21 protein-coding genes are annotated in these 26,007 nt (G+C 75.9%); 9 read left to right on the plus strand and 12 right to left on the minus strand.

Going from position 1 to position 26,007, the window contains the following annotated elements; all coding sequences use genetic code 11:
• Positions 1 to 3: 3 nt before the first annotated feature.
• The gene (locus tag O7633_RS12825) at positions 4 to 1,026 is read left to right on the plus strand and encodes a LacI family DNA-binding transcriptional regulator (protein ID WP_278128970.1); all 1,023 of its coding nucleotides are present in this window, start codon (positions 4 to 6) and stop codon (positions 1,024 to 1,026) included.
• A gap of 99 nt (positions 1,027 to 1,125) precedes the next feature.
• The gene (locus O7633_RS12830) at positions 1,126 to 2,802 is read left to right on the plus strand and encodes a glycoside hydrolase family 13 protein (protein WP_282328547.1); all 1,677 of its coding nucleotides are present in this window, start codon (positions 1,126 to 1,128) and stop codon (positions 2,800 to 2,802) included.
• 567 nt (positions 2,803 to 3,369) lie between these two features.
• Here the strand turns inward: O7633_RS12830 and O7633_RS12835 are convergent.
• From O7633_RS12835 to xylA, 3 genes are read right to left on the minus strand one after another with little or no spacing between them, the layout of a single operon-like run.
• Positions 3,370 to 4,794 (minus strand): MFS transporter, encoded by a 1,425-nt coding sequence (locus tag O7633_RS12835; protein ID WP_282327980.1) that lies wholly within the window; start codon positions 4,792 to 4,794, stop codon positions 3,370 to 3,372.
• A gap of 34 nt (positions 4,795 to 4,828) precedes the next feature.
• Complete coding sequence (xylB, locus tag O7633_RS12840; protein WP_282327981.1) at positions 4,829 to 6,271, minus strand: xylulokinase; 1,443 nt, start codon at positions 6,269 to 6,271, stop codon at positions 4,829 to 4,831.
• A gap of 10 nt (positions 6,272 to 6,281) precedes the next feature.
• Positions 6,282 to 7,469, minus strand: coding sequence for a xylose isomerase (gene xylA, locus O7633_RS12845; protein ID WP_282327982.1), 1,188 nt, complete (start codon positions 7,467 to 7,469; stop codon positions 6,282 to 6,284).
• Positions 7,470 to 7,518: 49 nt separating this feature from the next.
• Here xylA and O7633_RS12850 point away from each other — a divergent pair, with 49 nt between their 5' ends.
• From O7633_RS12850 to O7633_RS12860, 3 genes are all read left to right on the plus strand, one after another.
• The gene (locus tag O7633_RS12850) at positions 7,519 to 8,775 is read left to right on the plus strand and encodes an ROK family transcriptional regulator (protein WP_176735007.1); all 1,257 of its coding nucleotides are present in this window, start codon (positions 7,519 to 7,521) and stop codon (positions 8,773 to 8,775) included.
• 132 nt (positions 8,776 to 8,907) lie between these two features.
• Positions 8,908 to 10,581 carry a PP2C family protein-serine/threonine phosphatase gene (locus O7633_RS12855; RefSeq protein ID WP_282327983.1) on the plus strand — a complete coding sequence of 558 codons (1,674 nt, stop codon included), beginning with the start codon at positions 8,908 to 8,910 and terminating at the stop codon, positions 10,579 to 10,581.
• Positions 10,578 to 11,597: a cobalamin B12-binding domain-containing protein gene (locus O7633_RS12860; RefSeq protein WP_282327984.1), complete on the plus strand. Its 1,020-nt coding sequence runs from the start codon at positions 10,578 to 10,580 to the stop codon at positions 11,595 to 11,597. Before O7633_RS12855 ends, O7633_RS12860 begins: the two co-directional genes overlap by 4 nt.
• Positions 11,598 to 11,704: 107 nt before the next feature.
• Here O7633_RS12860 and O7633_RS12865 read toward each other — a convergent pair whose 3' ends face one another.
• Positions 11,705 to 12,346 (minus strand): MarR family transcriptional regulator, encoded by a 642-nt coding sequence (locus tag O7633_RS12865; RefSeq protein ID WP_282327985.1) that lies wholly within the window; start codon positions 12,344 to 12,346, stop codon positions 11,705 to 11,707.
• 99 nt (positions 12,347 to 12,445) lie between these two features.
• Between O7633_RS12865 and O7633_RS12870 the strand changes: the two genes are divergently transcribed.
• Positions 12,446 to 13,576: a PP2C family protein-serine/threonine phosphatase gene (locus O7633_RS12870; protein ID WP_282327986.1), complete on the plus strand. Its 1,131-nt coding sequence runs from the start codon at positions 12,446 to 12,448 to the stop codon at positions 13,574 to 13,576.
• Positions 13,577 to 13,597: 21 nt separating this feature from the next.
• Here the strand turns inward: O7633_RS12870 and O7633_RS12875 are convergent, their stop codons facing one another.
• The 7 genes from O7633_RS12875 to O7633_RS12905 form a co-directional block, all read right to left on the minus strand.
• Complete coding sequence (locus O7633_RS12875) at positions 13,598 to 15,013, minus strand: sugar transferase (protein WP_256095815.1); 1,416 nt, start codon at positions 15,011 to 15,013, stop codon at positions 13,598 to 13,600.
• 297 nt (positions 15,014 to 15,310) lie between these two features.
• Positions 15,311 to 17,053, minus strand: a complete 1,743-nt coding sequence (locus O7633_RS12880; protein WP_178066211.1) for a substrate-binding domain-containing protein — start codon at positions 17,051 to 17,053, stop codon at positions 15,311 to 15,313.
• A gap of 175 nt (positions 17,054 to 17,228) precedes the next feature.
• Positions 17,229 to 18,266 (minus strand): lactonase family protein, encoded by a 1,038-nt coding sequence (locus O7633_RS12885; RefSeq protein WP_282327987.1) that lies wholly within the window; start codon positions 18,264 to 18,266, stop codon positions 17,229 to 17,231.
• A 112-nt stretch (positions 18,267 to 18,378) separates the two neighbouring features.
• Positions 18,379 to 18,978, minus strand: coding sequence for an ATP/GTP-binding protein (locus tag O7633_RS12890; protein ID WP_074477438.1), 600 nt, complete (start codon positions 18,976 to 18,978; stop codon positions 18,379 to 18,381).
• Positions 18,959 to 19,345 carry a DUF742 domain-containing protein gene (locus O7633_RS12895; protein ID WP_282327988.1) on the minus strand — a complete coding sequence of 129 codons (387 nt, stop codon included), beginning with the start codon at positions 19,343 to 19,345 and terminating at the stop codon, positions 18,959 to 18,961. Before O7633_RS12895 ends, O7633_RS12890 begins: the two co-directional genes overlap by 20 nt.
• Complete coding sequence (locus O7633_RS12900; RefSeq protein ID WP_074477436.1) at positions 19,335 to 19,757, minus strand: roadblock/LC7 domain-containing protein; 423 nt, start codon at positions 19,755 to 19,757, stop codon at positions 19,335 to 19,337. Before O7633_RS12900 ends, O7633_RS12895 begins: the two co-directional genes overlap by 11 nt.
• Positions 19,757 to 22,171 carry a nitrate- and nitrite sensing domain-containing protein gene (locus O7633_RS12905; RefSeq protein WP_282327989.1) on the minus strand — a complete coding sequence of 805 codons (2,415 nt, stop codon included), beginning with the start codon at positions 22,169 to 22,171 and terminating at the stop codon, positions 19,757 to 19,759. The genes O7633_RS12900 and O7633_RS12905 overlap by 1 nt, the downstream gene beginning before the upstream one ends.
• 300 nt (positions 22,172 to 22,471) lie before the next feature.
• On the opposite strand from O7633_RS12905, the gene O7633_RS12910 reads away from it, so the two are divergent.
• Both O7633_RS12910 and O7633_RS12915 read left to right on the plus strand, forming a co-directional pair.
• Complete coding sequence (locus O7633_RS12910; RefSeq protein WP_282327990.1) at positions 22,472 to 23,167, plus strand: hypothetical protein; 696 nt, start codon at positions 22,472 to 22,474, stop codon at positions 23,165 to 23,167.
• 10 nt (positions 23,168 to 23,177) lie between these two features.
• Positions 23,178 to 24,158 carry a hypothetical protein gene (locus O7633_RS12915; protein WP_282327991.1) on the plus strand — a complete coding sequence of 327 codons (981 nt, stop codon included), beginning with the start codon at positions 23,178 to 23,180 and terminating at the stop codon, positions 24,156 to 24,158.
• Between the two features lie 101 nt (positions 24,159 to 24,259).
• Here O7633_RS12915 and O7633_RS12920 read toward each other — a convergent pair whose 3' ends face one another.
• Complete coding sequence (locus O7633_RS12920; protein ID WP_282327992.1) at positions 24,260 to 25,159, minus strand: helix-turn-helix domain-containing protein; 900 nt, start codon at positions 25,157 to 25,159, stop codon at positions 24,260 to 24,262.
• Between the two features lie 426 nt (positions 25,160 to 25,585).
• Here O7633_RS12920 and O7633_RS12925 point away from each other — a divergent pair, with 426 nt between their 5' ends.
• Positions 25,586 to 25,798: a hypothetical protein gene (locus O7633_RS12925; RefSeq protein WP_282327993.1), complete on the plus strand. Its 213-nt coding sequence runs from the start codon at positions 25,586 to 25,588 to the stop codon at positions 25,796 to 25,798.
• Positions 25,799 to 26,007 lie beyond the last annotated feature (209 nt).

The raw sequence follows: 26,007 nt of genomic DNA on the forward strand, positions 1-26,007 counted from the left end.
TCCATGACCAAGATCGATGATGTCGCCCGCCTGGCCGGGGTCTCCACCGCAACCGTGTCGCGGGCCCTGCGCGGCCTGCCGACGGTCTCCGCGGCCACCCGCCGCCGGGTCCTCGCCGCCGCCGAGCAGCTCCAGTACGCGGTCTCGCCGAGCGCGTCGCGGCTGGCCGGCGGGCGGACCGCCACCGTGGCCGTGATCGTCCCCCGGATCACCCGCTGGTTCTTCGGCACCGTGGTCGAGGCCGTCGAGGAGACCCTGCACGAATCCGGCTACGACCTGCTGCTCTACAACCTCGGCGGCCGGGAACGCACCCGCCAGCGGGTGCTGGGCACCGCCAACCTGCACAAGCGGGTGGACGCCGTCATGCTGGTCGCCACCCCGCTGCGCCGGGCCGAGCTGGCCGCGCTCACCGTGCTGGACCTGCCCGGCGTGACCATCAGCTCCGGCAGCGGGGTGCCCGGCTGGCCCTGCGTACGCATCGACGACGTGGCCGCCGCGCGGACCGCCACCCGGCACCTGCTCGACCTGGGGCACCGCCGGATCGCGCACATCTCCGGCGACCCGGACGACGAGCTGGCCTTCACCACCCACCTGGACCGACGCCGGGGCTACCAGGAGGCGCTGCGGGCCGCCGGCATCGAGCCCGACCCCGGCCTGGACGTCGAGTCGCAGTTCACCATCGACGGCGGCGAGCGGGCCACCGTCGAGCTGCTCGCCCGGGGCGAGCCGCCGACCGCCATCTTCGCCGCCTGCGACGAGATGGCCATGGGCGCGATGAGCGCGCTGCGCGAGGCGGGCCTGCGGGTCCCGCAGGACGTCAGCGTCATCGGCATCGACGACCACGACCTGTCCGGGGTGCTGGGGCTGAGCACGATCGCGCAGCCGGCGGCGGAGCAGGGCCGGCTCGCGGCCCGCATCCTGCTCGACCCGCTCGACGGCCGGGACCTCCCCCCGCCGGGCGGCCCGCTGATCCTGCCCACCCGCCTCGTGGTACGCGACTCGACCGCCCCGCCCCGGGCGGACTGAACGCGGACCGTCCGCCCGGCACCGGGCAGACTGAACGGGTTCGTCCACGTGCCACCGGGGAACCACGACCGGGACGGCTTCGACACACGGGAGAAGGCCCTGAACACCGACGCGACCCCCCAGCAACAGTCCGCCGGCCCCGCCACCGCCTGGTGGACCGAGGCCGTGATCTACCAGATCTACCCGCGCTCGTTCGCCGACGCGAACGGTGACGGCATCGGCGACCTGCCGGGCATCACCGCCCGCCTCGACCACTTCGTCGAGCTGGGCGTGGACGCGGTCTGGCTGTCGCCGTTCTACCCGTCGCCGCAGGCCGACGCCGGATACGACGTGGCCGACTACCGCGACGTGGACCCGCTGTTCGGGCGGCTCGCCGACGCCGACCGGCTGATCACCGAGGCGCACGCCCGCCGGCTGCGGGTCATCGTCGACCTGGTGCCCAACCACACGTCGTCGGCGCACCGCTGGTTCGTCGCCGCCCTCGCCGCCGCCCCGGGCAGCCCCGAACGCGCCCGGTACGTCTTCCGCGACGGCCTCGGGCCCGACGGCGACCAGCCGCCCAACGACTGGAGCAGCGTCTTCGGCGGCCCGGCGTGGACCCGGGTCACGGAGCCCGACGGCCGGCCCGGCCAGTGGTACCTGCACCTGTTCGACCCCGGGCAGCCCGACCTCAACTGGGACAACCCGGAGGTACGCGCCGAGTTCCTGGACGTGCTGCGGTTCTGGCTCGACCGGGGCGTCGACGGCTTCCGGGTGGACGTGGCACACGGCCTGATCAAGCAGGCCGACCTGGCGAACTGGCAGGAGCCGCAGGAGATCCTCTCCGGCAACGAGGTCGACAAGCCCCGCCCGCCGATGTGGGACCAGGACGGCGTCCACGAGGTCTACCGGGACTGGCGTCGACTGCTCGACTCGTACGACGGCGAGCGGATCCTCGTCGCCGAGGCGTGGGTGCAGCCCGCCGAGCGGCTGGCCCGCTACGTGCGGCCCGACGAGATGCACCAGGCGTTCAACTTCGAGTACCTCACCGCGTCCTGGACCGCGCCCGCCCAGTACGCGGTGATCACCCGCTCGCTGGAGGCCACCGACGCCGTCGGCGCGCCGACCACGTGGGTGCTGTCCAACCACGACGTCGTCCGGCACGCCTCCCGCCTGGGCCTGCCCGTCGGCACCCCCCGCCCGAACGGCATCGGCGTCGGCGACCCGCAGCCCGACGCCGCGCTGGGCCTGCGCCGGGCCCGGGCGGCCACCCTGCTGATGCTGGCCCTGCCCGGCTCGGCCTACCTCTACCAGGGCGAGGAGCTGGGCCTGCCGGAGCACATGACGCTCCCCGACGAGGTGCGGCAGGACCCGACCTGGGAGCGCAGCGGGCACACCGAGCGCGGCCGGGACGGCTGCCGGGTGCCGATCCCGTGGGAGGCCGACGCCCCGTCGTACGGCTTCGGGCCGACCGACGCGAGCTGGCTGCCCCAGCCGCCGTCGTGGGCCGAGTACGCCCTCGACCGGCAGCGCGACGTGCCCGGCTCGACGTACGAGCTGTACCGCACCGCCCTGCGGCTGCGCCGCGAGCACGGGCTCGGCCGGGGCGGCCTCTACTGGCTGGCCTCGGGTGACGAGGTGGTGAGCTTCCGCAACGGCGACGTCACGGTGCTGACGAACTTCGGCGCGACGCCGGTGCCGGTGCCGGCCGGGGCGCAGGTGCTGCACGCCAGCGCCCCGCTGCCCGACGACGGCACGGTCGGGCAGGACGTCACCGTCTGGTTCCGCGCCGCCTGATCGCCCCGGCCTGGCCCGCCCCACGGCCTGGCCCGCCCCACGGCCTGGCCTGGCCCCGTCTGGCCTGGCCCCGCCCGGGCTGGCCCCGCCCGGGCTGGCCCCGCCCGGGCTGGCCTGCGCGGGTGCCCGGCCGGCGTCCCGGGGTGGTCCGGCGGGTGCTGGCGGCTCTGCCGCCGCCGCATAGGGAGCTGATGTCGTGGATGACTCGCCCTCGTTTCGCCCCGCCCGCCCCGCCGACCGCCGGGGCGGGCGGGGACGCGCGGCAGACAGGGCATGCCGGCAGGGCAGGCGGGGCGGGAGGCGCAACAGACGAGGCAGGTGGAGCAGTCGGGGACGGATATGCAGCAGGCGGGGCGGTGGGAGCGGACGGGCCACGGCGTGAGTCATCCACGACATCAGCTCCCTAGGCGACCGGAGGAGCCCTCGCCCGGAAGGGCCGGGAACGTCGGGAGCACCGGAAGTGGCCGGGAGCGCCAGGAGCGCTGGTCCGACCCCACCAGACCCGACCCGGCCCGATCCAGCCCAACCCGACCCGACCCGACCCGACCCGGCTCGCGGCCCCGGCGGCTACAGACGTTCGGCGCGCTCGTGCAGCAGGGTCCGCACCTCGTCGATGTCGCGCGGCGAGGTGCGGGAGGCCAGCCAGTACATGACGCCGGTCGGGACGAAGAAGAGCTGGAACACGGCCAGCCCGACGGCGTAGTTCAGCGGCGGGGGGAACGCCGCCCGCAGTGCGTGGAAGGCCACCCCGACCAGCCCGTTGCCGGCCGCCCGGCCGATCCCGTTGACCAGGTTGCCGAGGCTGTAGACGGTGCCCCGGTGCTCGGGCGGGTTGACGTCGGCGATCAGGGCGAACCAGTTCGGCGAGTTCGCCGACGTCAGCGCCAGCGCGAGCACGGCGGTGAGCAGGCTCAGCCCGACCGTCGGCTCGGTGACGACGCTCGCCAGGACCGCGCCGGCCACCGCGCCGGTGGAGCCGCCGTCGGGCACGTCGATGCGCAACGGCACGAAGAACAGGACCAGGTAGAACGGCAGCGCCGCGAGGATGCCCACCGCCGCGACCAGCGCCCGGCCCCGGGGGGTACGCCGCTGCACGGCGTCGCCCACCAGCCCGCCGACGATGGAGAGCACCCCGCCGAGCTGGAACAGGGTGGCGAAGACGCTGCCGACGACGACGGCGGTGGCCGCCGAGTAGCCCTGGGCCTGGGCCCGCTGGGCGAACAGCACCGGCAGCCAGACCAGCGACCCGAAGGCCGCCTGGGCGGTCAGTCCCTGCAGGACCAGCCAGCGGTTGGTGCGCCGGGCCAGGATGCCCGGCAGGTCGGCGCGGGTGATCCGGTAGTCGTACTCCGCGCCGCCGGCCAGCGCGCCGGACAGCTCCGGCTCGCTCTGCCCGCGCCGGATGTCGTAGGTGAACAGGTACGCCGCCGTCGCCGCCAGGCCGACCACGGTGAGCAGCCAGAACGGCCGCCGCCAGTCGGCGGCCCCGAGCAGGCCGCCGACCAGCGTTCCCGCCAGGGTGCCGACGCCCTGGGACAGCCCCCAGAGGCTCATCACCAGCCCCCGGCGCCGCGGCGAGATCAGGTCGGTGACCACCGAGTAGCCGACCGAACCGACCGCGCCGAGGCCGACCGCCGCGACGAGCTGCGCGGCCAGGAACGCCGGGTAGCCCTGCGCCAGCGCGCTGCCGCCGGTGCCGGCCGCCCAGACGAGGGTGCCGACCATGAGCAGCGGCTTGCGGTCGGTGCGGTCGCCGACGTACGCCCAGCCCACGGCGGCCACCGCGCTGACCAGGAAGCTGACGGCGGTGACCAGCCCGAGCAGGCGCTGGGACACGTCGAACGAACCGGAGATCGGGCCGTACAGCGGCGGGACGAGGCCGATCGCCACGTTGTCCAGCGAGGCGAGCAGCACGAACACCAGCACGCTGTACGACCGGTGCGCCGCGCCGCCGCCCCAGCCCCGCCGCCGTACCACCGACCGACCCGTCACCGACCCAGCATGCCCGCTGCCGGGTCGGCCCCCGTCAGGCGGGGCGGTCGAGCACCCGGTCGCGGGCCGCCGCGTACCGCTCGCGGACGGCCGCGACGCCGTCGGCCGCGTACTCCTGGGTGCCGGCCGGCGACCAGTCGGGCGCGTCCTGCCCGCCCAGGGCGAGCCAGGCGGCCTGGCGGGCGGCCCCGTCGGCGACGTACTCCCCCGGCGGCGGCACGACCACCGGGCGGCCGAAGACCTGCGGCGCGATGCGGCGCACCGCCGCCGACCGGGCCCCGCCGCCGACCAGGATCACCCGCTCGGCCCGGCAGCCCTGCGCGGTCAGCGCGTCGAGGCCGTCGGCGAGCGCGCAGAGCATCCCCTCGACCGCGGCGCGGGCCAGGTGCGCCGGGGTCGAGGTGCGCAGGGTGAGCCCGTGCACCGCCCCGGTGGCCGACGGCCGGTTCGGGGTCCGCTCCCCCTCCAGGTAGGGGACCATCACCAGGCCGTCCGCGCCGGGCGGGGCGGACAGCGCGAGGTCGGACAGGGTGTCGAGGTCGACCCCGAGCAGGGTGGCCGCCGCGTCGAGCACCCGGGCCGCGTTGAGCGTGCAGACCAGCGGGAGATAGCGGCCGGTCACGTCGGCGAAGCCGGCGACGGTGCCGGTCGGGTCGGCTGTCGGCGCGTCGGCGACGCTGAACACGGTGCCGGAGGTGCCGATGGAGACGACCACGTCGCCGGGGCGGGCCCCGACGCCGAACGCGGCGGCAGCGTTGTCGCCGGCCCCCGGCCCGAGCAGCGCCCCGCCGGGCCCCCCGCCGGCGGCGAGCGCCGCCGGGTCGAGGGCCCCGGCGGTCTGGGTCGGCCCGAGCACGACGGGCACCTCCAGCCGCCGGCCGAAGGCGCGTTCGAGCAGGTCGAACCGGTATTCGCCGGTGGCCGGGGACCAGTAGCCGGTGCCGCTGGCGTCGCTGCGGTCGGTGCGCAGCGCGTCCAGGCCGGGCGCGCCGGCCAGCCGCCAGGTCAGCCAGTCGTGCGGCAGGCAGACGGCGGCGACCCGGTCGGCGTTGGCCGGCTCGTGCCGGGCCAGCCAGCGCAGCTTGGTGGCGGTGAAGCTGGCCACCGGGACGACGCCGACGGCGTCGGCCCAGAACCGTCCGCCGGCCTCGCCGCCGCCGGCCTCGGAGATCAGGTCGGCGGCGGCGCCGGCGGAGCGGGTGTCGTTCCACAGCAGCGCCGGGCGGACCACCTCGCCCGACTCGTCGAGGCAGACCATGCCGTGCTGCTGGCCGGCGACGGAGACGGCCGCGACGTCGGCCAGGCCGCCGGCCTGCGCCACGGCGGCCTCCAGGGCCGCCCACCAGGCCGCCGGGTCGACCTCGGTGCCGTCGGGATGGGCGGCACGGCCCGAGCGCACCAGCGCTCCGGTCTCCGCGTCGCGGATCACCAGCTTGCAGGACTGGGTGGACGAGTCGAACCCGGCGACCAGGGGCATGGCGGCGGCCTCAGCGAGCGCCGAGCAGGTGCTCGACGGCCAGCTGGTTGAGCCGGACGAAGTGGAAGCCCCGCGCGGCGGCGGCGTCGACGTCGTACTCCTCGAAGGAGGCGCGGTCGGCGAGCAGCCCGGCGTAGCCCTCGCCGTCGGCGACGGTCGGGGTGGCCAGGTCGTTGACGCGGCTCGCGGCGAGGGCCTCGGCCACCTCCGGGTCGGCCCGGAACGCCGCGGCCCGCTCCTTGAGCAGCAGGTAGGTGCGCATGTTCGCCTCGGCCGAGGCCCACACGCCGGTGAAGTCCTCGGTGCGCGAGGGCTTGTAGTCGAAGTGCCGGGGGCCGTCGTAGGCGGGACCGCCGTCGGGGCCGCCGTTCTCCAGCAGGTCCACCAGGGCGAACGCGTTCATCAGGTCGCCGTGGCCGAAGACCAGGTCCTGGTCGTACTTGATGCCGCGCTGGCCGTTGAGGTCGAGGTGGAACAGCTTGCCCTGCCACAGCGCCTGGGCGATGCCGTGGGCGTAGTTGAGCCCGGCCATCTGCTCGTGGCCGACCTCGGGGTTGAGGCCGACCATCTCCGGGCGGGCCAGCGTGGAGATGAACGCCAGCGCGTGGCCGACGGTGGGCAGCAGGATGTCGCCGCGCGGCTCGTTCGGCTTCGGCTCGATGGCGAAGCGCAGGTCGTAGCCGCGGTCGACGACGTACTCGCAGAGCAGGTCGACGCCCTCGCGGTAGCGGTCCAGCGCCGCGCGGATGTCCTTGGCCAGGTCGTACTCGGAGCCCTCGCGACCGCCCCACATGACGAACGTCTTGGCGCCCAGCTCGGCGGCGAGGTCGACGTTGCGCAGCACCTTGCGCAGCGCGTACCGCCGCACGTCGCGGTCGTTGCTGGTGAAGCCGCCGTCCTTGAACACCGGGTGGGTGAACAGGTTGGTGGTGACCATCGGCACGACCAGGCCGGTCTCGTCGAGGGCCTTGCGGAACCGGGCGAGCTGGGCGTCGCGGGCGGCGGAGTCCGCCCCGAACGGGATCAGGTCGTCGTCGTGGAAGGTGATCCCGTACGCGCCCAGCTCGGCGAGCTTGTGCACGGCCTCGACGGCGTCGAGCTCGCCGCGGGTGGCGTCGCCGAACGGGTCGCGGGCCTGCCAGCCCACCGTCCAGAGGCCGAAGGAGAATTTGTCGGCGGGGGTGGGACGGGGTGCCATGGCAGACCTCCGGTAGCTATTTGTTCAGTGGTTGAATTATTTGGCGGGCATGTGGCACTGTCAAGGGGTGACCCGCCCCGCCCCTGTCCCCGGGGCGGTCCGCCAGGGCAGCCTGCGCGAGCTGAACCTCGCCGTGGTGCTCGGCCGGATCGCCGCCGCGCCCCGCCCACCGTCGCGGGCCGACGTGGCCGCCTCGACCGGCCTGACCCGGGCCACCGTCTCGGCCGTCGTCGACGACCTCATCGCCGGCCGGCTGGTCGCCGAGTCGGATCCCGCGCCGCGCAACGGGGCGGGCCGTCCGGCGCGCGGGCTGGTGCTCGCCGGGTCGGGTCCCGCCGGCCTCGGGCTGGAGATCAACGTCGACTACCTGGCCGCCTGCGTGGTCGACCTGGCCGGCGAGGTCCGGCACCACACCGTGCGCCGGGCCGACCTGCGCCCGGTCTCCCCCGCCGACGCCCTCGCCCGGCTCGTCGCGCTGGCCGCCGAGGCGCGGGCCGACGCCGAGCGGCAGGGCCTCGACCTGGCCGGGGTGGCCCTCGCCGTGCCCGGCCTGGTCGGCGACGCCGGGCTGGTCCGGCTCGCCCCCAACCTCGGCTGGCGCGACGTGGCCGTCCCCGAGCTGCTGGCCGGCCACCCGCCGCTGGCCGGGCCGGTGCCCGGGGTCCCGCCGCTGGTCGTCGACAACGAGGCCAACCTGGCCGCCGTGGGCGAGCTGCACGCCGACCCCACCGGGCCGGCGAGCTTCCTGCACGTCTCCGGCGAGGTGGGCATCGGCGCCGGGATCGTCCTCGACGGCGCGCTGTTCCGCGGGGTACGCGGGTGGAGCGGCGAGATCGGCCACATCCCCGTCCAGCCGCAGGGGCGGCCCTGCCGCTGCGGCGGCCGGGGCTGCCTGGAGCAGTACGCGGGCCAGGAGGCCGTGCTCGCCGCCGCCGGGCTGGACCGGGCGGACCTGCCGGCGGACACCGCCGCCGCGCGCCTGGCCGACCTCGCCGCCGCCGGCCACCCCGCCGCCCTGGCCGCGCTGGCCGAGGCGGGGCAGGCCCTCGGGGTCGCGGTGGCGGGCGTGGTGAACCTGCTGGACCTGGACACCGTGGTCCTCGGGGGCGGCTACGCGCTGCTCACCCCCTGGCTGCGGCCGGCGGTGCTGGCCGAGGTGTCCCGACGGGTGCTCACCGCCGGCTGGGCGCCGGTCACCGTACGCCCGTCGACGCTCGGCCCCGAGGCCGCCGTGGTCGGCGCGGCCGGCTCGGTCGTCCGCCGGATCGTCGCCGAACCGGTCGGCTGGCTGACCCGGCAGTCCTGACCTCCCCTTCCGCTCGATGGGCGACCGTCGGAGCCCCTCGGTACGCTTGCCCGAAGGCAAGTTCCCGGCAGCGGAGGAGCGCACGACCAGCATGCACACAGCGCCTCCGACCGGTGCGGCCGGCGACCGGCCGTGACGACCATCCGACGGGGCGGTCTCGCCGGGCCGGTCAGCGGCGGCGGGCAGGCGTCCCGCCCGGCGCACCGACGCCCCGCCGAGTCCCCGCTGCCGGCCGACTCCGGCCTGGCCCGGGAGCTGCTGGACGGGCTCGCCGAGGCGGTCGTCACCACCGACCACGCCGGCGTGGTCACCCTGCTCAACGCGATGGCGGGCGAGCTGCTGCCGGAGCTCGCGCCGGGCGGCGAGCTGGCCGGGTGCGCGGTGCCCGCGCTGGCCGGGGCCGCGGCGGCCGGCGCGGACACGTTCGACGCCGAGCACCACGGCCGGCGGTTGCACGGCGTCCGCCGCGCGCTGCGGGGCGGCCGGTCCGCCTGGTACGTGCGCGACGTCACCGAGGAGCGCGCCCGCACCGACGCCCTGCTGGCCGAGCGGTCGCGCACCACGTTCCTGGCCCAGGCCGGCAGCCGGCTCGGGCTCTCCCTGCACCGTGAGCAGACCCTGCGGGCCGCGGCCACCCTCCCGGTGCCGTACCTCGCGGACGCGGCGCTGGTCGTGCACCGCCCGCCGCCCCCGGCCGAGGACGCCCCGCACTGGCTCCGGTACGCCGAGGGCGACCGGGGCCCGACGGCCGGGGTCTCGCCGGGGGGCCCGCCCCTCGCGGTGCCCGGCCTCGCCGAGGCGCTCGCCGGCGACCACGCCGAGCCGAGCCCCTGGCTGGACGCGGAGCTGGCCGACCTCGACGCCGTGCTGCCGGCGGGCTTCGGGCGGCCCGGCACCGTGCTGGTCAGCCCGCTGCTCGGCGCGGCCGGCGCGGTCGGGGCGCTGGTGCTGATCCGGCGGGTCGGGCGGCCCGGCTTCGACGCCCGGGAGATCGAGCTGGCCCGGGAGTTCGCGGCGCGGGCGGGCGCGGCCCTGGCCACCGCCGAGCTCTACGGCGAGCAGGCCCACCTGGCCCGGGTGTTGCAGCACAGCCTCCTGCCGCCCGAGCTGCCCACGATCGGCGGCGTCGCCCTCGCCGGCGGCTACCGGGCCGCCGGGGACAGCCTGCGCATCGGCGGGGACTTCTACGAGGTCTTCCCCACCGCCGACGGCGCGCTGTTCGCCCTGGGCGACGTCTGCGGCAAGGGCGTCGGGGCGGCCGTGCTCACCGGCCGCGTCCGCCAGTCCCTCCAGACGCTGCGGCTGGTCGAGCAGCGCCCGCTGGAGCTGATGCGGCTGCTGCACCGGGCCCTGTTCGACGCGCCGGACGCCGCCCGGCGCAGCCAGTTCACCACCGTCCTGCTCGGCACCCTCACCCCCCGGCCCGACGGGGGCCTGCTGGTCCGCGTCGCCGGCGGCGGCCACCCGTCGCCGCTGGTCGTCCGCGCCGACGGCACCGTCGGACAGGTCCGGGTCGGCGGCATGCCGATCGGGGCCCTCCCCGCGCCCCGGTTCGCCGAGACGGAGATCCGCCTCGCCCCCGGCGAGCTGCTGCTCGCCTACACCGACGGGGTGACCGAGGCCCGGGGCGGCGCGGGCGAGGTCGACATGTTCGGCGACGAGCGGCTGCGCCGGGCGGTCGCGTCGGGCGTCGGGCTGCCGCCCGCCGCCCTGGTCGACCGGGTGCTCCAGATCGTCGACGAGTGGCTCGACGGGCAGGCCCACGACGACATCGCGATGCTCGCCGTGCGGGCGGACGGCCCGTGACGGCGGTGTCCGGCGTCGCCGTCGGGCCCGGGGCGGCGGCGGTCGAGGCGTACCTCGCCTGCCTGGACTCCGCCGACCACCCGGCGGCCGTCGGGCTCGCCCTCGGCCTGCTCGACGCCGGGGCCAGCGTCGCGGACGTCCTGGTGGACGTGGTGGCCGTGGCGCAGCGGGAGATCGGCCTGCGCTGGTCGGCCGGGCGGTGGAGCGTCGCCCAGGAGCACGCCGCCACCCACGTCAGCGAGCTGGTGGTCGCCGCCGTCGGCGCGCGGACCACGGGCCGGCCGGCACGCGGCCACGTGGTGCTGGCCTGCGTGGAGGGCGAGTGGCACGCGCTGGCCGCCCGCATCGTCGCCGAGGTGGTCCGGGCCGAGGGCTGGCGGGTCACCTTCCTCGGCGCCAGCGTCCCCGCCCGCCACCTCGTCTCCTACCTGCACCAGACCGGCCCGGACGCGGTGCTGCTGAGCTGCGTGCAGCCGAGCCGGCTGGTCCGGGCCGGCCGCACGATCGAGGCGTGCCGGTCGGCCGGGGTCCCGGTGGTCGCCGGCGGCCCGGGGTTCGGCCCCGACGGCCGGTGGGCCGCCGCCGTGGGGGCGGCGGCCTGGGGCGCGTCCGCCCGCGACGCGGCCCGGCTGCTGGAGACGGACCTCTTCGCCGGGCACACCGGCCCGCCGCCCGCGACGGGCGGCGACGACTACGCTGCGGTGCTGCGCCGGCGGCGCGACGTCGTGCAGTTCGCCCTGCGCGCGGTGGCCCCGCCCGAGGCGGAGGCCGACCAGTTCGCCGCCGCCGTCGGGCACCTGGTGGACGCGCTCGCCGCCGCGATCCGGGTCGGTGATCCGCAGCTCCTGCTCGCCCACACGACGTGGCAGGCCGACCTGCTGGCGGCCCGGGGCGGGGGCCGCGGGCCGCTGCTGGACGCCGTGCTGGCGGCCTGCGGCACCGTCCTGGCCGACCATCCCCGCGCGTGCGACCACCTGCGCTGGGCCCGCGAGGTGCAAGGAAGGGCCCCCTGTTAACGCTTTCTGTATAGGAAGGGCCCCCTCCTAACACCTGCCGCGCCGGAGGAGGCGCGCCGCGCCTGCGGCGGGCGTCAGGCGGTGCGGGGGGGCAGGCAGCGCGGGGGTCAGGCGGTGCGGGCGACCTGCGGGTCGCCGGCCGACCAGCCGCCGCCCGCAGTGGCGTCCGCGGGCCAGCCGCCCGGGGTCGCGTCCGTCGCCGGTCGGCCGCGCGGCACGCCCGGGGTCGACCAGCCGGCCGGGTGTTCCCCCGCCGGCCAGCCCTGGCCGGGCGGCGGCGCCCACTCGTCCGACCGGGCCTCGGCGGCTAACTCCGCCGTCGGCGGCTCCGGCGGGTGCCGCAGCCGGGCGACCTCGTCGAACTCCTGGAGCCCGCCGAGCAGGGCCTGCCGCCCCTCGGGGCTCATCCCGGACAGGATCGCCGCCAGCCGCTGCCGGCGGTCGGCCCGCAGCTCGGCGAGGAGCTTCTCGGCCTCCGGCGTGAGGTGCAGGGAGATCTCCCGCCGGTCGGACCGGCCCGGCTCGCGCTCCAGCATGCCCGCCGCGACGAGCCGGTCGCAGAGCCGGCTGGCCGAGGAGAGCAGCATGTCGAGCAGCGTGGCCAGCCGGCGCAGGTTGATCCCGTCGTGCTGCTCGACCACCATGACGGCGCGCAGTTGCGCCCCGGAGAGCCGGCTGGTGGTGCGCTCGCGCGCCGCCTCGAAGACCGTGAGCAGGGTGCCGGCCGCCGCGTCGAGGGCGGCGGCCATACTCGCTTCTGGTCCGTGCGGACCGTGTTCTTCGGTCATGTTGGGCAAGAGACTACCCGGCGTCCCTGGTCGCCGGCCCCTCCGAACAGAGGAGTGACGATGAGCGGTGCGGAAGACCGGGCCCGTCGCATCCTGACCGAGGCGCCCGCCGACCTGCTGGTCGACCGGCTCGCCGGAGAGCTCCTGCGGTCGTACGGGATCACGGAGGTCGAACTCCTCCAGGTCGACTACCGCCTCTCGGCGCTGCTGCCGCTCACCGAGGGTGAACCGGTCGAGGGCCCGGGGCACCCCGCCTGGCGCTGCTTCGACCACCAGGAGCCGATCGTCGCCGAGCGCACCGGCTACCTCCCGGTCAGCATGCGCGGCGACCGGCGGGGCGTGCTCCGGGTGTCGCCGGTGCCCGGCGACCCGGCCGCCGTGGGCGAGCTGCTCGGGGTCGCCACCGCGCTGGGGCACGAGCTGGTCGCGGTCAACGAGGGCACGGACGTCTACCGGGCCGCCCGCCGCAGCCGCCGGCTCACCCTCGCCGCCGAGATGCAGTGGGAGCTGCTGCCCGGGCGCAGCCGGATCCGCGCGTCGTTCAGCCTCGCCGGCCAGCTCGAACCGGCGTACGCGGTGCGGGGCGACAGCTTCGACTGGTCCGACGACGGGCACCGGCTGTGGCTGTCGACGATCAACGGGATGGGCGAGGGCGTGCAGGCGTCGGTGCTGACCGCCCTGGCCACGCACGCCCTGCGCAACGCCCGCCGGGCGGGGCTGGGCCTAGCCGACCAGGCCGCCCTCGCCGACCAGGCCGTGTACGCGCTGCACCGGGGCGAGCAGCACGTCTCGGCGCTGCTGCTGGAGCTGGACCTGGCCGGCGGCGTGCTGACCGTGGTCGACGCGGGCTCGCCCCGGCTGGTGCTGCTGCGCGACGGGGAGGTGGTGGAGCAGCCGCTGAAGGCGCAGTTCCCGCTCGGCATGTTCGACGGCACCGACTACCGGGAGCAGCGGTTCACGCTGCGCCGCGGCGACCGGCTCTTCGTGCTCAGCGACGGCGTCGTCGAGGCGACCGGGCAGAACGTCCGGTACGGCGAGAGCGCGCTGGACCGGTTCCTGCGCCGGACCGGCCCGATGGAGCCGCTGGACGCGGTGCGGTCGCTGATCGGCGACCTGCGGGCGTTCGTCGCCGGTGACCTGGTCGACGACGCGGTGGTGGTCTGCCTCGACTGGACGGGCCCGCGACCCTGACCGGCCCGGGACGCCCCGGGGTCAGTAGGCGCCCCGGCTGCGCACCACCGCGCCGAACGTCTTCCACAGGATCGTCAGGTCGGCGGCGAGCGACCAGTTCTCCACGTAGTAGAGGTCGAGCCGGATGCCGTCCTCCCAGCTCAGGTCGGACCGGCCGCTGACCTGCCAGAGGCCGGTCATCCCGGGCTTGACCAGCAGCCGCCGGGCCACGTCGCCGTCGTAGCGGGCCACCTCGGAGGGCAGCGGCGGACGCGGGCCGACCAGGCTCATCTGCCCGAGCAGCACGTTGGCGAGCTGGGGCAGCTCGTCGAGCGACCACTTGCGCAGCACCCGGCCGACCCGGGTCACCCGGGGGTCGTCGCGCATCTTGAACATGAGGCCGTCGGTCTCGTTGCGGGTGGTCAGCTCGGCGAGCAGGGCGTCGGCGTTGACCACCATCGTGCGGAACTTGAACACCCCGAACTCGCGGCCGCCCTGGCCGACGCGGATCTGCCGGAACAGCACCGGCCCCCGGCTGTCGAGCTTGATCGCCAGGGCGATCACGGCCAGCAGGGGCAGCAGCAGGGCCAGCGCCACGGCGGCGGCGGACCGGTCGACGAAGCCCTTGACCAGCTTGCGGGCCCCCCGGAACTCGGGGGCCTCCACGTGGATCAGGGGCAGGCCGGCGACCGGGCGGGTGTGGATGCGGGGGCCGGCCACGTCGGTGAGCGCGGGCGCGACGACCAGGTCGACGCCGGTGCCCTCCAGCTGCCAGCCGAGCCGCCGCAGCCGGGTCGCGGTCAGCTCGCCGGAGGCGGTGACGGCCACGGTGTCCGCGCCGATCGCGGTGGCCGCCTCCGGGATGCCCCGGAACGAGCCCACGACCGGCACGTCGCCGAGCCGCTGCGGCACCGGCGCGAGCAGCGCGTCGGGGATGCAGGCCCCCACCACGTGGTAGCCGGCGTACGGCTCGCGCCGCAGCTGGTGCACCAGTTCCAGCACGTGCGCGGTGTCGCCGACCACCAGCACCTTGCGCGACCAGCCGCGCCCCCGGGACCGGGCCCGGTGCAGCCGCTTGCGGGCGGCGAACCGGGCCACCTCCAGGCCCAGCATGCCGACGGCGAACGAGATGGCCAGGAAGCCCCGGGAGACGCCGACGTCGGCGATGTAGCCGGCGATGGCGGTGCCGCCCGCGAGGCGCAGGCTGGCGCTGCCGACCCGCCGGTACTCGTCGGCGCCGTAGCCGAGCACCCGGTCGTCGTAGCAGCGCAGGACCTTGAGCGAGAGCAGCCAGGTCAGCAGCAGCACGGGGGCCACCACGACGTACGGGATCTCCGAACCCACCGGCTCCTCGTCGCCGAAACGGGCCACGTAGCCGATCAGCACCGCGACCGCCAGAACGGCGGTGTCCAGCACGACCAGCATGCGAACGTACGCCCGCTCGTCGACGCGGGCCACGGGCCCGCCCCGGTCGGCACCAGGCCGCGGCGGCGTCCTGGTGGCGGTCAACAGCGTCGCCGACGTCACCGGCCCTCCCCACTCTGCTGAGAAAGGCCCCGGGCGTTGTCCGGTCTCCCCAACGGGACCGACGGCGCCGGAGCACCTCGACATCTTCTCTTAATAACTATGGCCGCCGATTACTTCGGACGTATTGCCGTCAGTTTGCTGGCGGACCGGCGCGGCACGTGGCTCGGCGCAAGGGTTTCCCCGCGCGGCGAGCCCCCGCCGCTGATTGATGACTCAGTATGGCGCACGTCAGCGAGGCGCGTTCGGGCGGAGCGCGATCGCCTTGAGGAAGATGTCACCGATCTTGGTCGGGTCCTCGGTGACGAAGTTGCCGCCGCCGGTGACCTTGGTGATCGACTCCAGCTCGGACTTGCTGACGTCGTTGCCGATGCCGATGATCACGACCTGCACCGGCCGCTCCGGGTCGGCGATCCGCTTCAGCTCGGCGAGCAGCTTCTGCTGGGAGATGCCGTTGGCGTCCTCGTTCTTGCCGTCGGTGAACAACACGATCGAGTTGACCCGCCCCGGCTCCCAGTCCTCCTGCACCGCCTTGTAGGCGGCCAGCATCGTGTCGTACAGGCCGGTGTCGCCGTTGGAGGGCCGGATCGTGGCCAGCCCCTGCTCCAGTCGGCTGCGGTTGCTGGAGAGCGGGTTGATCGGCACCAGCTCCCGGTAGTCGAGGCTGCCGACCAACTCGGTGGAGAAGGTCCACAGCCCGATCGACCAGGAGTCGTCGAAGAGGTTCAGGCCCCGGCTGGCCGCCGCGACCGTCACCTGCTCCCGGGTGGCGTTGTTGGCGCTGGGCACCGGCTGCTTCATCGAACCGGAGACGTCGATGACGCAGAGCATCCGCCCGGACTGGGTGGCGATGGACCAGCTGGAGACGGCGCGCTCTATCGCGACGGGGTCCAGACCCCCCGCGCCGTTGCCGCCCGGCGCCGGCGCGGTCGCCGCACCACCCGCCGGGCTCGGCGCGCCCTGCGGCGCGTTGAAGCCGTCGCCCCAGTTGCCGTCCGGCGCGCGCAGCGACCGCTCGGCCAGCCGGTTGCGGAAGCCCGGCGTGGTGAGCACCTCGAACAGCACCTTCGCGGCGGCCTGCTTCGCCGGCTCGATGCCCGGCAGCACCGCGTACGGGTAGTCCAGCGGCATCGGCGACGGCTCCAGGTAGAGCGCCGCCAACGGGATCGGCGGCTTCCGCTCGTTGTACGCCATCACGTCCTCCTCCGACAGCGCGGCGGCACCGAGGCCGGAGGCGATCGCCGTCGGGTCGGAGGAGCGGGGGAACCGGGCCAGCAGGTCCTCGCGCAGCGCGGAACGGCCGGTGGCCAGCGCCCGCAACGCCCCCGTGGTGGCCTGCTGCGCGTCGCCGCCCGCGCCGCTGGCGGCGGCGGTCATCGACAGCAGCCCGGACAGGCCGGCCGCGTCCTGCGTCGGCTCGACGATCCCGGCCCGGATCGGCTTGCTGCTGCTCACCTGGCGCAGCAGGTCGGTCCAGGTCAGCTTCTTCTCCGGCCAGCCGAACCGGGTCTCGGCCACCGGCTCGGGCACCGCCACCACCACCGGGCTGCGGGCGATGGACGCGCCGTTGCCCGGGGCGAACGCGGTGGCCCCGGCGTTCTTCAGCCGCAGCAGCCAGGTCGAGGAGTCCGGCACCCAGACGTCCGGGGTGACCGCCGTGCCGCTGGCCTGGCCGACGCCGGCCAGCTGCACCCCGTGCTTGCCGGCCACCGCGGCGGCGACGTCCACCGGCTCGGCCGCCGTGACGTTCACGGCGATGCAGGTGCCGCCGACCGCCGCCCCGTCGGACACCCACTGCGCCGCGGCGGCCTGCACCGCCGGGGCCAGCTCGGGCGCCGCCGCCACCGACAGCTGGACCTGCCCCGAACAGGCGGGCTGGACCAACGCCCGGTAGCCGAACCAGGCACCCGCGATGACGACGACGAGCGCCGTCGCCGACGCGACCGCGCCTGCTCCGCGGATACCTGACTGCATACGATGGCGGCCTGACACGGTGACCATCTTGCGGACCCGCTGCTGGTACTGCCACGTCCGTTCGGACGAAAGTTACTCAGGAGAGACAGATGTCATCACTTTTATGACGCTGAGTGACCACCTCGTGCCCCGAGGTCGCCGGCACGCCCCTGATCAGGGCCGGAACCGCTGGCGGTCACGGTAGGACGCAGGCCGGGCTGGACACCGCCACGGGCTCCCCCACCGGCGTCGGGACCCCCGTCGCGGCCTCCACCCGGAACACCCGGACCATGTCGGCGCGCTCGTCGGCGACGTACAGGTGCTCGCCGGCCAGGGCGAAGTGCCGGGGCCACTCCCCGCCGGTCGCCACCTCCGCGACCAGCTCGGGCAGGTCACCGGCGAGCGCGAAGACCGACACCGTGCCGACGCCCCGGTTGCCGACGTAGAGGAAGCGCCCGTCCGGGCCGACGGCGATCTCGGAGGGCTGGACGTGCCCGGCGCGGCCGCTGGCGTCCACCCGGCCCCGCTGGTGCAGCGCCCCGTCGGCGGTCAGCTCGTACGCGGTGACCGCGGCGTCCAGCTCACCCACCAGCCAGCAACGCCGGCCGTCGGGGTGCCGGGCCAGGTGACGCGGACCGGAGCCGGCCGGGGCGTGTACCCGGGGCGCCCGGGGCACCAGCCGCCCCGAGGCGGCGTCGAGGTCGTACCGGTAGACCGAGTCGGTCCCCAGGTCGACGGCGAGCAGCGGCCCGCCGTCCGGCGCCGGGCTGACCATGTGGCAGTGCGCCCTCTCCTGCCGCTGCGGGTCGGGCCCGTGCCCGGCGTGGACCACCAGGTCGCTGCGGTCGCCCGGCGCGCCCGTCGGGTCGAGCGGGAACACCGCCAGGCTCCCGCCGCCGTAGTTGGCCGCCACGAGGTGCCCGCCGTCGTGGGTGACCGCCAGGTGACAGGGCTCGGCGCCCCCGGTGCCGACCGAGCCGAGCGGGGTCAGGTCGCCGTCCGGGCCGACCCGGAACGCGCTGACCTCCCCCTCGGGCAGCTCGTTGACGGCGTAGAGCACCGGCAGGGTGGGGTGCCGGGCGAGGAAGGACGGCGACGGGGTCGCCGCGGCGGTGCCGAGCGGGGTCAGCGCGCCCGTCACCGGGTCGCGCCGGGCGGCGACGATCCCCTCGCCCCGCCCCCCGGTGGCCGCCGTGTAGCCCCCGATGTGGACGATCGCCTGCTGCCCGGTCATCCGGTCCGCCCTCCGCTGCTGTCCGTGTGCGCCGCCGGCCGTGCGCCGGCCGGGCCCGTCGCCCCGGGGACCGTACCCACGTCGGCCCGGCCCCTACCCGTGCGCCCCCGGGTCAGGCCGGCACCGGCTCGCCGCGCTGCCGGGCGACGTGCTCGACCAGGGAGATCAGCACCAGCTTGCCGGACTGGCGGTCCCGGGCGTCGCAGAACAGCAACGGCACGCCCGGGTCGAGGTCCAGCGCGTGCCGTACGGAGTCCAGGCTGAACCGGCGGCCGTCGTCGAAGCAGTTCACCCCGACCACGAACGGGATGTTCCGCTGCTCGAAGTAGTCGATCGACGGGAAGCAGTCGGCCAGCCGGCGGGTGTCGGCGAGCACCACCGCGCCGAGCGCCCCGAAGGCCAGCTCGTCCCAGAGGAACCAGAACCGGTCCTGGCCCGGGGTGCCGAACAGATAGACCTGGAGGTCCTCGTTGATGGTGATCCGGCCGAAGTCCATGGCCACCGTGGTGGTGGACTTGCCCTCCACCCCCGAGAGGTCGTCCACGCCGATCCCGGCGCCGGTGAGGACCTCCTCGGTCTGCAACGGCCGGACCTCGCTCAGCGCGCTCACCAGCGTCGTCTTGCCGGCGCCGAAGCCGCCCGCGATGAGGATCTTCAGGGCCAGCGGGATCCGCACCCCGGACCCGTCCCGGTCATAGCGCACGGAGTCCATTGACCACCGCCTTGAGGATGTTGTCGTCGGGTAGGAACGCGGTGCCGGCCGGCTCGTGCACCGAGACCAGGCCACGGGCGAGCAGGTCGCCGACGAGCACCCGGACCACCCCCACCGCGAGGTCCAGCTCGACGGCCAGCTCGGCGACCGGGACCGGCCGCCGGGCCAGCTCCACCAGGCGGCGGTGCTCCGGGTGCAGGCGCGGGTGGGCCGCCGGGTCCACGCCCCGGCCGGCGAGCACGAACGCCACCAGGTCGAGGCCGACCGGCGGCCGGACCCGCCCGCCGGTCAGGGTGTACGGGCGGACGACCGGGCCCGCGTCGCCGTCCAGCCACTCGTGCCGCGGCCCCGGGGACTCAGCCCGCATCGGCCCCACCCGAGGAGGACCGGACCGGGGCCGTCAGGTTCTCGCCCACCCGGATCACCAGCATCGCCATCTCGTACGCCACCAGGCCGATGTCCGCGTCGGCCTCGGCGACGACCGCGAGGCACGCCCCCTGGCCGGCGGCGGTGACGAAGAGGTACGCCGACTCCATCTCCACCACCGTCTGCCGCACCCCGCCGGCGGCGAGGTGCCGGCTGGCGCCCTTGGCCAGGCTGGAGAAACCGGAGGCCAGGGCGCAGAGGTGCTCGGCGGCGGTCCGGTCGAGCTCGGCGGACGCGCCGAGCAGGAGGCCGTCCGCCGAGAGCACCACCGCCTCACGGGCGGCCGGTAGGCGTTCCACCAGCTCGTCGAGCAACCAGTCGAGATCGACGTTCGGCTTCGTCCTGTGCACCACTAGGCGTCCCTCTCAGTTGCGGTCGTGGGTTGCGGGGGCGCCGCCGGGACGTCCGGTTCCGGTGTCGCGCCAGCGGCGGTCGGGTGGGGAACGGCGGCGGTCGGGGCGGCGGGGGCCGGGGCCGGGCCGGGGCCGGCCGCCGGGGGGTCGCCCCCGGCGGCGTCGCCGCCGTCCGCGGCCGCGCCGGCCACCCCGTCCCGGCGGCCCCGGGCGGTGCCGGCCTGGAGCGCGGACATCAGCCGCCGGGCTTCCTCCGGGGCGCGGGGGGTCGGGGCGTCCTGGGCCGTCGGCCGGGGGCGGGTGGTGGGGCCGCGCCGGCGCACCCGCCGGGGCAGGCCGTCGCCGTCGCCCGGGTCGGCCGGCACGGAGCGGCTGGGCACCAGCGGGACCACGGCCGTCGACGAGTCGCCGCGCTCCCGGGTGATCCGGGCCGAGCGGGGCCGGGGCAGCGTGTTGAGCCGGGTCACCTTGGCCATCCGCCGGTCGTCGGCCGCGCCCTGCGCCGCCCGCCTGCCGGCCGGGCCGGGCGGCGGCTCGCTGGTCACCAGGCCGTGCGGGATCAGTACCACGGCGGTGACCCCGCCCTGGGCGGCCGGCCGCAGCTGCACCCGGATGCCGTGCCGCGCGGCGAGCCGGGCGACCACGAACAGCCCGAGCCGGGCGCTGTCGGCCGGGTCGAACTCCGGCGGCGTCGCCAGCCTGCGGTTGGCCTCCTCCAGCGCCGGTGCGGCCATGCCGAGGCCCTGGTCGACGATCTCCACGGCGTACCCGTTGGGCAGGCTCTGCCCCCGCACCGCGACGCGGGTGCCGGGCGGGGAGAACACGGTGGCGTTCTCGATCAGCTCGGCCAGCAGGTGGATGACGTCGCCGACCGCCCGGCCGACGGTGGCGGCCGGCTGCACGTCGGCGATGTCGACCCGGTCGTACGCCTCCACCTCGGAGATCGCGCCCCGCACCAGGTCGACCATCGCGACCGGGTTGCGCCAGCCCCGGCCCGGCGCGGCCCCGGCGAGGATCACCAGGTCCTCGGCGTGCCGGCGCAGCCGGGTCGCCAGGTGGTCCACCCGGAACAGCTCGGCCAGCTCGTCCGGGTCCTCGACCCGGCGCTCCATCCGGTCGAGCAGGGCGATCTGCCGGTGCACCAGCCCCTGACTGCGCCGGGCGATGTTGAGGAAGACCTCGTTGAGCCCGCGCCGGAGGGTCACCTCGTCGACCGCGGACCGGACGGCCGTGCGGCCCACCTCGGTGAACGCGCGCCCCACCTGGCCGATCTCGTCCTCGCCGTGTTGCAGCAGCGGGGCTTCCCGGGCCACGTCGACGTCCTCGCCGCGACGCAGCCGGGTGACCACGTCCGGCAGCCGGTGCTCGGCCATCTCCAGCGCCGCGTCGCGCACGGCGGTGAGCCGGCGCGCCAGCGACCGGCCGACCCGCAGCGACACCAGCACCGACGCCACGATCGCGGCGAGCCCGAGCACCCCGGCGACGCCGAGCCGGGCCAGGATGCCGACCGCCACCGGCACCGTCCGGTCGGCGATCGCGTCGGCCTGGGTGAGCTCGAAGTCGCGCAGCCCCCGTTGGACCGCCTCCTGGCTGGTCTCCCAGGCCCGGGCGTCGAGCTGCGGCGTCCGGCCGGGATCGGCCCGCACCAGCTCGTCCTGGAGGGTGCGCAGCCGGACGAACGCCTCGCTCTCGGCGAGCCGCTGGTAGGCCGCCCGGTCGTCCGCCGGCAGGTCGGCCACCGCCGTCTCGGTCAGGAAGCGCTGGTTGCCGATGACCTGGACGAGCTGGGTGTGCTCGCCCGGGGCGTAGCTCCCGGTGACCAGCACCCCGGCGAGCAGCGCGTCGGCCTGCCCGAGCAGCTCCCGGGACCGGCCGAGCGCGGTCAGCGCCAGCGCCTGCCGGTTGAGGTCGTTGTCGGGCAGGGCGGCCAGCGCGGTGAACGCCTGGAAGGCCGCGCCCACCATGCCGCTGTAGAGCCCGATCGCGCCCGTCCGGTCCACCTCGCGGCGGTCGATGAAACCCCGGCCGGCGGGCAGCGCGTCCAGCGCGCCGAGCAGCCGGTCGAGCCGGGCGTCGAGCAGGTCGCCGGCGGCGTCCCGCAGGCGCTCGCCGTTGACCCGGCGACGCAGTTCGGCGACCGCGACGTCGGTGCGTCGCCGCTGCTCGGCCAGCTCCGGCAACTCGGCGGCGCCGGCGAGCTGCACCACGGTCAGCCGGCGCTCGCGTTGCAGCTCGGCGACGACCGTCTCACCGGGCCGGCCGAAGTCGTAGAGGAGGGTGCCCGCGGAGAGCAGGTCCAGGGCGGGGCCGAAGGCGAGCGTGGTGGCGAAGATCCACAGGGCCAGCAGCGCGCTGACCGGCGCTACGACCAGGGCCGTCAGCTTCGAGCGGATCGGCCAGTCGCGGGTGTTCATCAGACCTCGCCCGGAACGTGTGGCAGCGGGTGGCACCGGTGCCGGCCAGGCTTCGCCGCCACGGCACCGGGGCACCGGCACGGGCGCCTTGGGCAGGATACGTAATCGTCGCCGGATGCGGTACCGGCCTCTCGCCCGGTGCGCTCGCCCCGGCACGCTCCGCTGCTTCGGAGTCCTGACCCATCAGGGCGGGAACCCCCCATCCGTCACCCGACATCCGCCGATCGCCCAGGAAAGTCGCCCGGATCGGGATTGGCGATCAGCGACCGGAGGGAATACCGGAGGGACGAAGGAGGAGCCATGTCGCCCACGCAGGTAATCGTCATAGTTCTCGTCGTACTCGTGGTGGCCGCGGTCCTGGCCGTCGTCGCCCGGCAGGCGGCCCGCCGCCGCGCGCTGCGGTCCCGGTTCGGGCCCGAATACGACCGGGTCGTCGCCGAACGGGACAGCCGCGCCGACGCCGAGCGGGAGCTGCGGGAGCGGGAACGCCGGCACGCGGAGCTGACGCTCACCCCGCTCACCCCCGAGTCCCGGGCCCGGTACGCGGCGGCGTGGGAGGAGCTCCAGGTCCGCTTCGTCGACTCCCCCGCCGAGACGGTGAGCGACGCCGACGAGCTGGTCGGCCGGCTCGTCGCCGAGCGCGGGTATCCGACCGGGGACTTCTCCGACCAGATCGCCCAGCTCTCCGTCGAGCACGCCCGGACGCTCTCGCACTACCGGGACGCCCACGAGATCCGGCTGCGCAACGAGCGCGGCGAGGCCGGCACCGAGGAGCTGCGCCAGGCCGTCGTCCACTACCGGGCCCTCTTCGCCGACCTGCTCGGCGGGGATCCGCTGGACGCCCGCGTCCCCGACCAGCGCGACCCGGACCAGCACCACCCGGAGCACCGCCGGCCCGAGCAGCACCACCGGCCCGAGCAGCGCCACCCGGAGCACGCGTCCCGGGAGGCGCAGGAGACGCCGGTCGACCGTCCGCACGACGTCACGAGCCGTTGAGGAGAGCCAGATGCGCCAGGAGCAGCAGGTGAGCAGCGACCACCCCGAGGCCGTCCGGTCCGCGCCGGTGCCGGTGCCGCCCCCGGGCCGGGCGACCGGCGACGCGGCGGCGCGCCGGGGCCGGGACGTCGAGGGCCGCGCCGAGGTGCCCGAGGACGTGCTGGACGACCGGGGCACCTTCGACGACCCGACCGTGGCCGACGGGCGCGGCGACGGCGAGCCCGAGTTCCACGAGCCCGCCCCGTTGCCGACCGCGTTCGGGGCCACCACGGTCGGCGGCGCGGTCGCCGCCTCGGCGATGGCCAGCGGCCGCCCGGAGGACGAGCGGGACCCGCGCGCCGAGGACACCGCCAGGCCGGGCGACGGCGCGCCGGGCAGGACGGACGCGTTCGACGACGAGCGGGCCGACCCGACCGCCGCCGACCGGCTGCACGACCGGTCCCGGTGGGCGGACGGCGGACCGGACGACGAGCGCGGCGAGGGCCGCCACGCGGAACACCGGCACGCCGACGACACCCGACACGAGCACGACACCCGGCACCCGGTCGACGGGCGGGTCGGCGCGGACCGCAGCCAGGAGGACGCGGTGGCCGCCGGCGCGGCCGGGTACGGCCGGCCCGAGCCCGGCATGATCGACCCGGACGCGCGGGACGACGCCCCGTCGGCCCATGGCGTCGGCGCGGTCACGGCGGCGGCCCGGCCCACCGCGGGCGCGGTGCCCGAGGACGCCGCCACCCTCTTCGAGCCCGGCACGGCGCAGGGCTTCCGGGACCGCTGGCGCGACGTCCAGCTCCGCTTCGTCGACGACCCCAGGGCCGCCGCCGGCCAGGCCGAGTCGCTGGTCGGGGAGGCGATCGAGGCGCTGGCCGCCGCGCTCGCGGAGCAGAAGAACAAGCTGGGCGACTGGCAGCAGACCGGCGACGACACCGAGCAGCTCCGGATCGCGGTGCGCGGGTACCGCGACTTCCTGGACCGGGTGCTCGGCCGCTGACCGTCCCCGCCCCGCGCGCCCCGGCCGACCACGGCCGGGGCGCGCGTCGCTCCCCGTGCGCCGCCGGCGGGCCGGGCGACGGAGGCCGCCGCGCGGGCGGGTCAACACGCCGGCAGGGCGAGTCCGCCGCGGTACTCGGGCGCCACGTATATCTCCGCGAGGAATCCGGCCCGGCCGTCCGGCCACACCACCCGGTACCACAGCCGGGAGGTGACGCCGTTCGGGTTCTGCTCGATCCCCGCCGACGTGGTGTCCCGGTTCGTGACCTCCGTGCCGGTCACCCAGCAGGTGACGGGGACGAGGGTTCCGCTCCACATCTCCGTGTCGTCGAGCTTGCAGCCGCGCGCCGCGCAGCGGGCCGCCGGCTCCGCCGACAGGTAGGCGGGGGTGCGGTCCTCCACCAGGTCGGACGGACCGATCGCCACCTTGTTCTGGACGAGCAGCGCCTTCGGCGTCGCGCTGGTGGCCTGCGCCGGGGGCGGCCGGTCGTCGGCGTCGGCGAACGCGACGAACCCGACCACGGCGACGGACACCACCAGCACCGCCGTGGCGGTCGCCCCGATCCACCACCGGGCGGGCAACCGCCGCCGGGACGCCGGGGCGCGCCCCTCGACACCGCCGGCCGCCGGCTCGTCGCCGGTCCGGCTCGGGGCGTCGGCGTACGCCGGTTCCGCCGGCTCCCGGTCCGCCGGCTCCCGTTCCGTCTGCGCCCGGCGGCGCTCGGGCGGCGTCGGACGGTCGGCGGCGGCCCACGGAGGAGTCAGGTCGAGGCTCTCCGGCGCGCCTGAGGGTCGCCCCTGGCCGGCGGCGCGCTTCAGCCGCGTCCAGTAGTCCCGCCAGGCGTCCTCGTCGCCGTCGCAGGCCTTGACGAAGGCGAGGGTGACGTCGAGGGTGGGCAGCCGGCGTCCCGCCGCGGCTTCCTGCAGGGTGCTCTTGCCGTATCCGGTCCGCCGGGAGAGCTGTTCGTACGTCAGACCCGACCGGTTACGCAGATCGCGCAACCAGTACGCGAATTCCGTGGCCAGCGATCCGTCACGATCGAGAGAGCCTTCAGGACGTCCCACTGCCGAGCCTCCGACGATTATCCGGATCTTCGTGGTGATTTTCCGTATGCATCCCGGCGTCTGTCCAGGTCGGACAACAGTTGGGTACCGGACAACGAACCGGGGTTTTCCGGTCTTCTGCCGACATGCTTGTCCTCGCCGGCCCCGTTACGCGACCGTCTTTCCGGCGGACCACCGGGCCGAGCGGCAGCCGGGCGCAGCAGTCGGACAAGTGGACGTCCGGCGGGCGGTCGGGCGTTCCCGCCGATCACCCATTCCTGAGCCAGCCGAATCAGCCCCGAGCCCGCCGGATCAACGCGTCGATCCGGGTCCGGTACCGCCACCACCCGCCGAATGCATTCGTCACCGGATCTGGAGAGCATCGTGGACCTCGCCCTGTGCCTCGGCCTCTCGGCCGTCGGTGGCGCATCGGTCGTCGTCGCCCTGTGGCTGCGCGGGCGGTCGCCGGTGGCGGCGACACCGACGCCGTCGAGGAGCTCTACTCGCAGTTCGGCACCGATCTTCCAGACTCCGCCGTTCTGGTGCCATCCGGAACTGGAGCCGTGTTTTCCGTTGCCCGCACCGCGGCTCGACTGAGCGGTCGGCGACGGTCTTCTGTCAACTGATCGATGGAGGTAGCAGGCATGAGCAGGCCCACCTGTCACTGTGGCGTTCCGATGTACGCACGACCGGGCTCGAAGAGTGGAGCGGGACCCGCCGGCTACTGGGCGGTGTTCGAGTGCAAGACGCTGCACTGCCCGAAGTGCGGCAACGGACGCTGCCGCATGACCGAGAAGGCGTTCGTC

This window comes from Micromonospora sp. WMMD712 (assembly GCF_029581295.1).
Classification (GTDB): Bacteria; Actinomycetota; Actinomycetes; order Mycobacteriales; family Micromonosporaceae; genus Micromonospora; species Micromonospora carbonacea.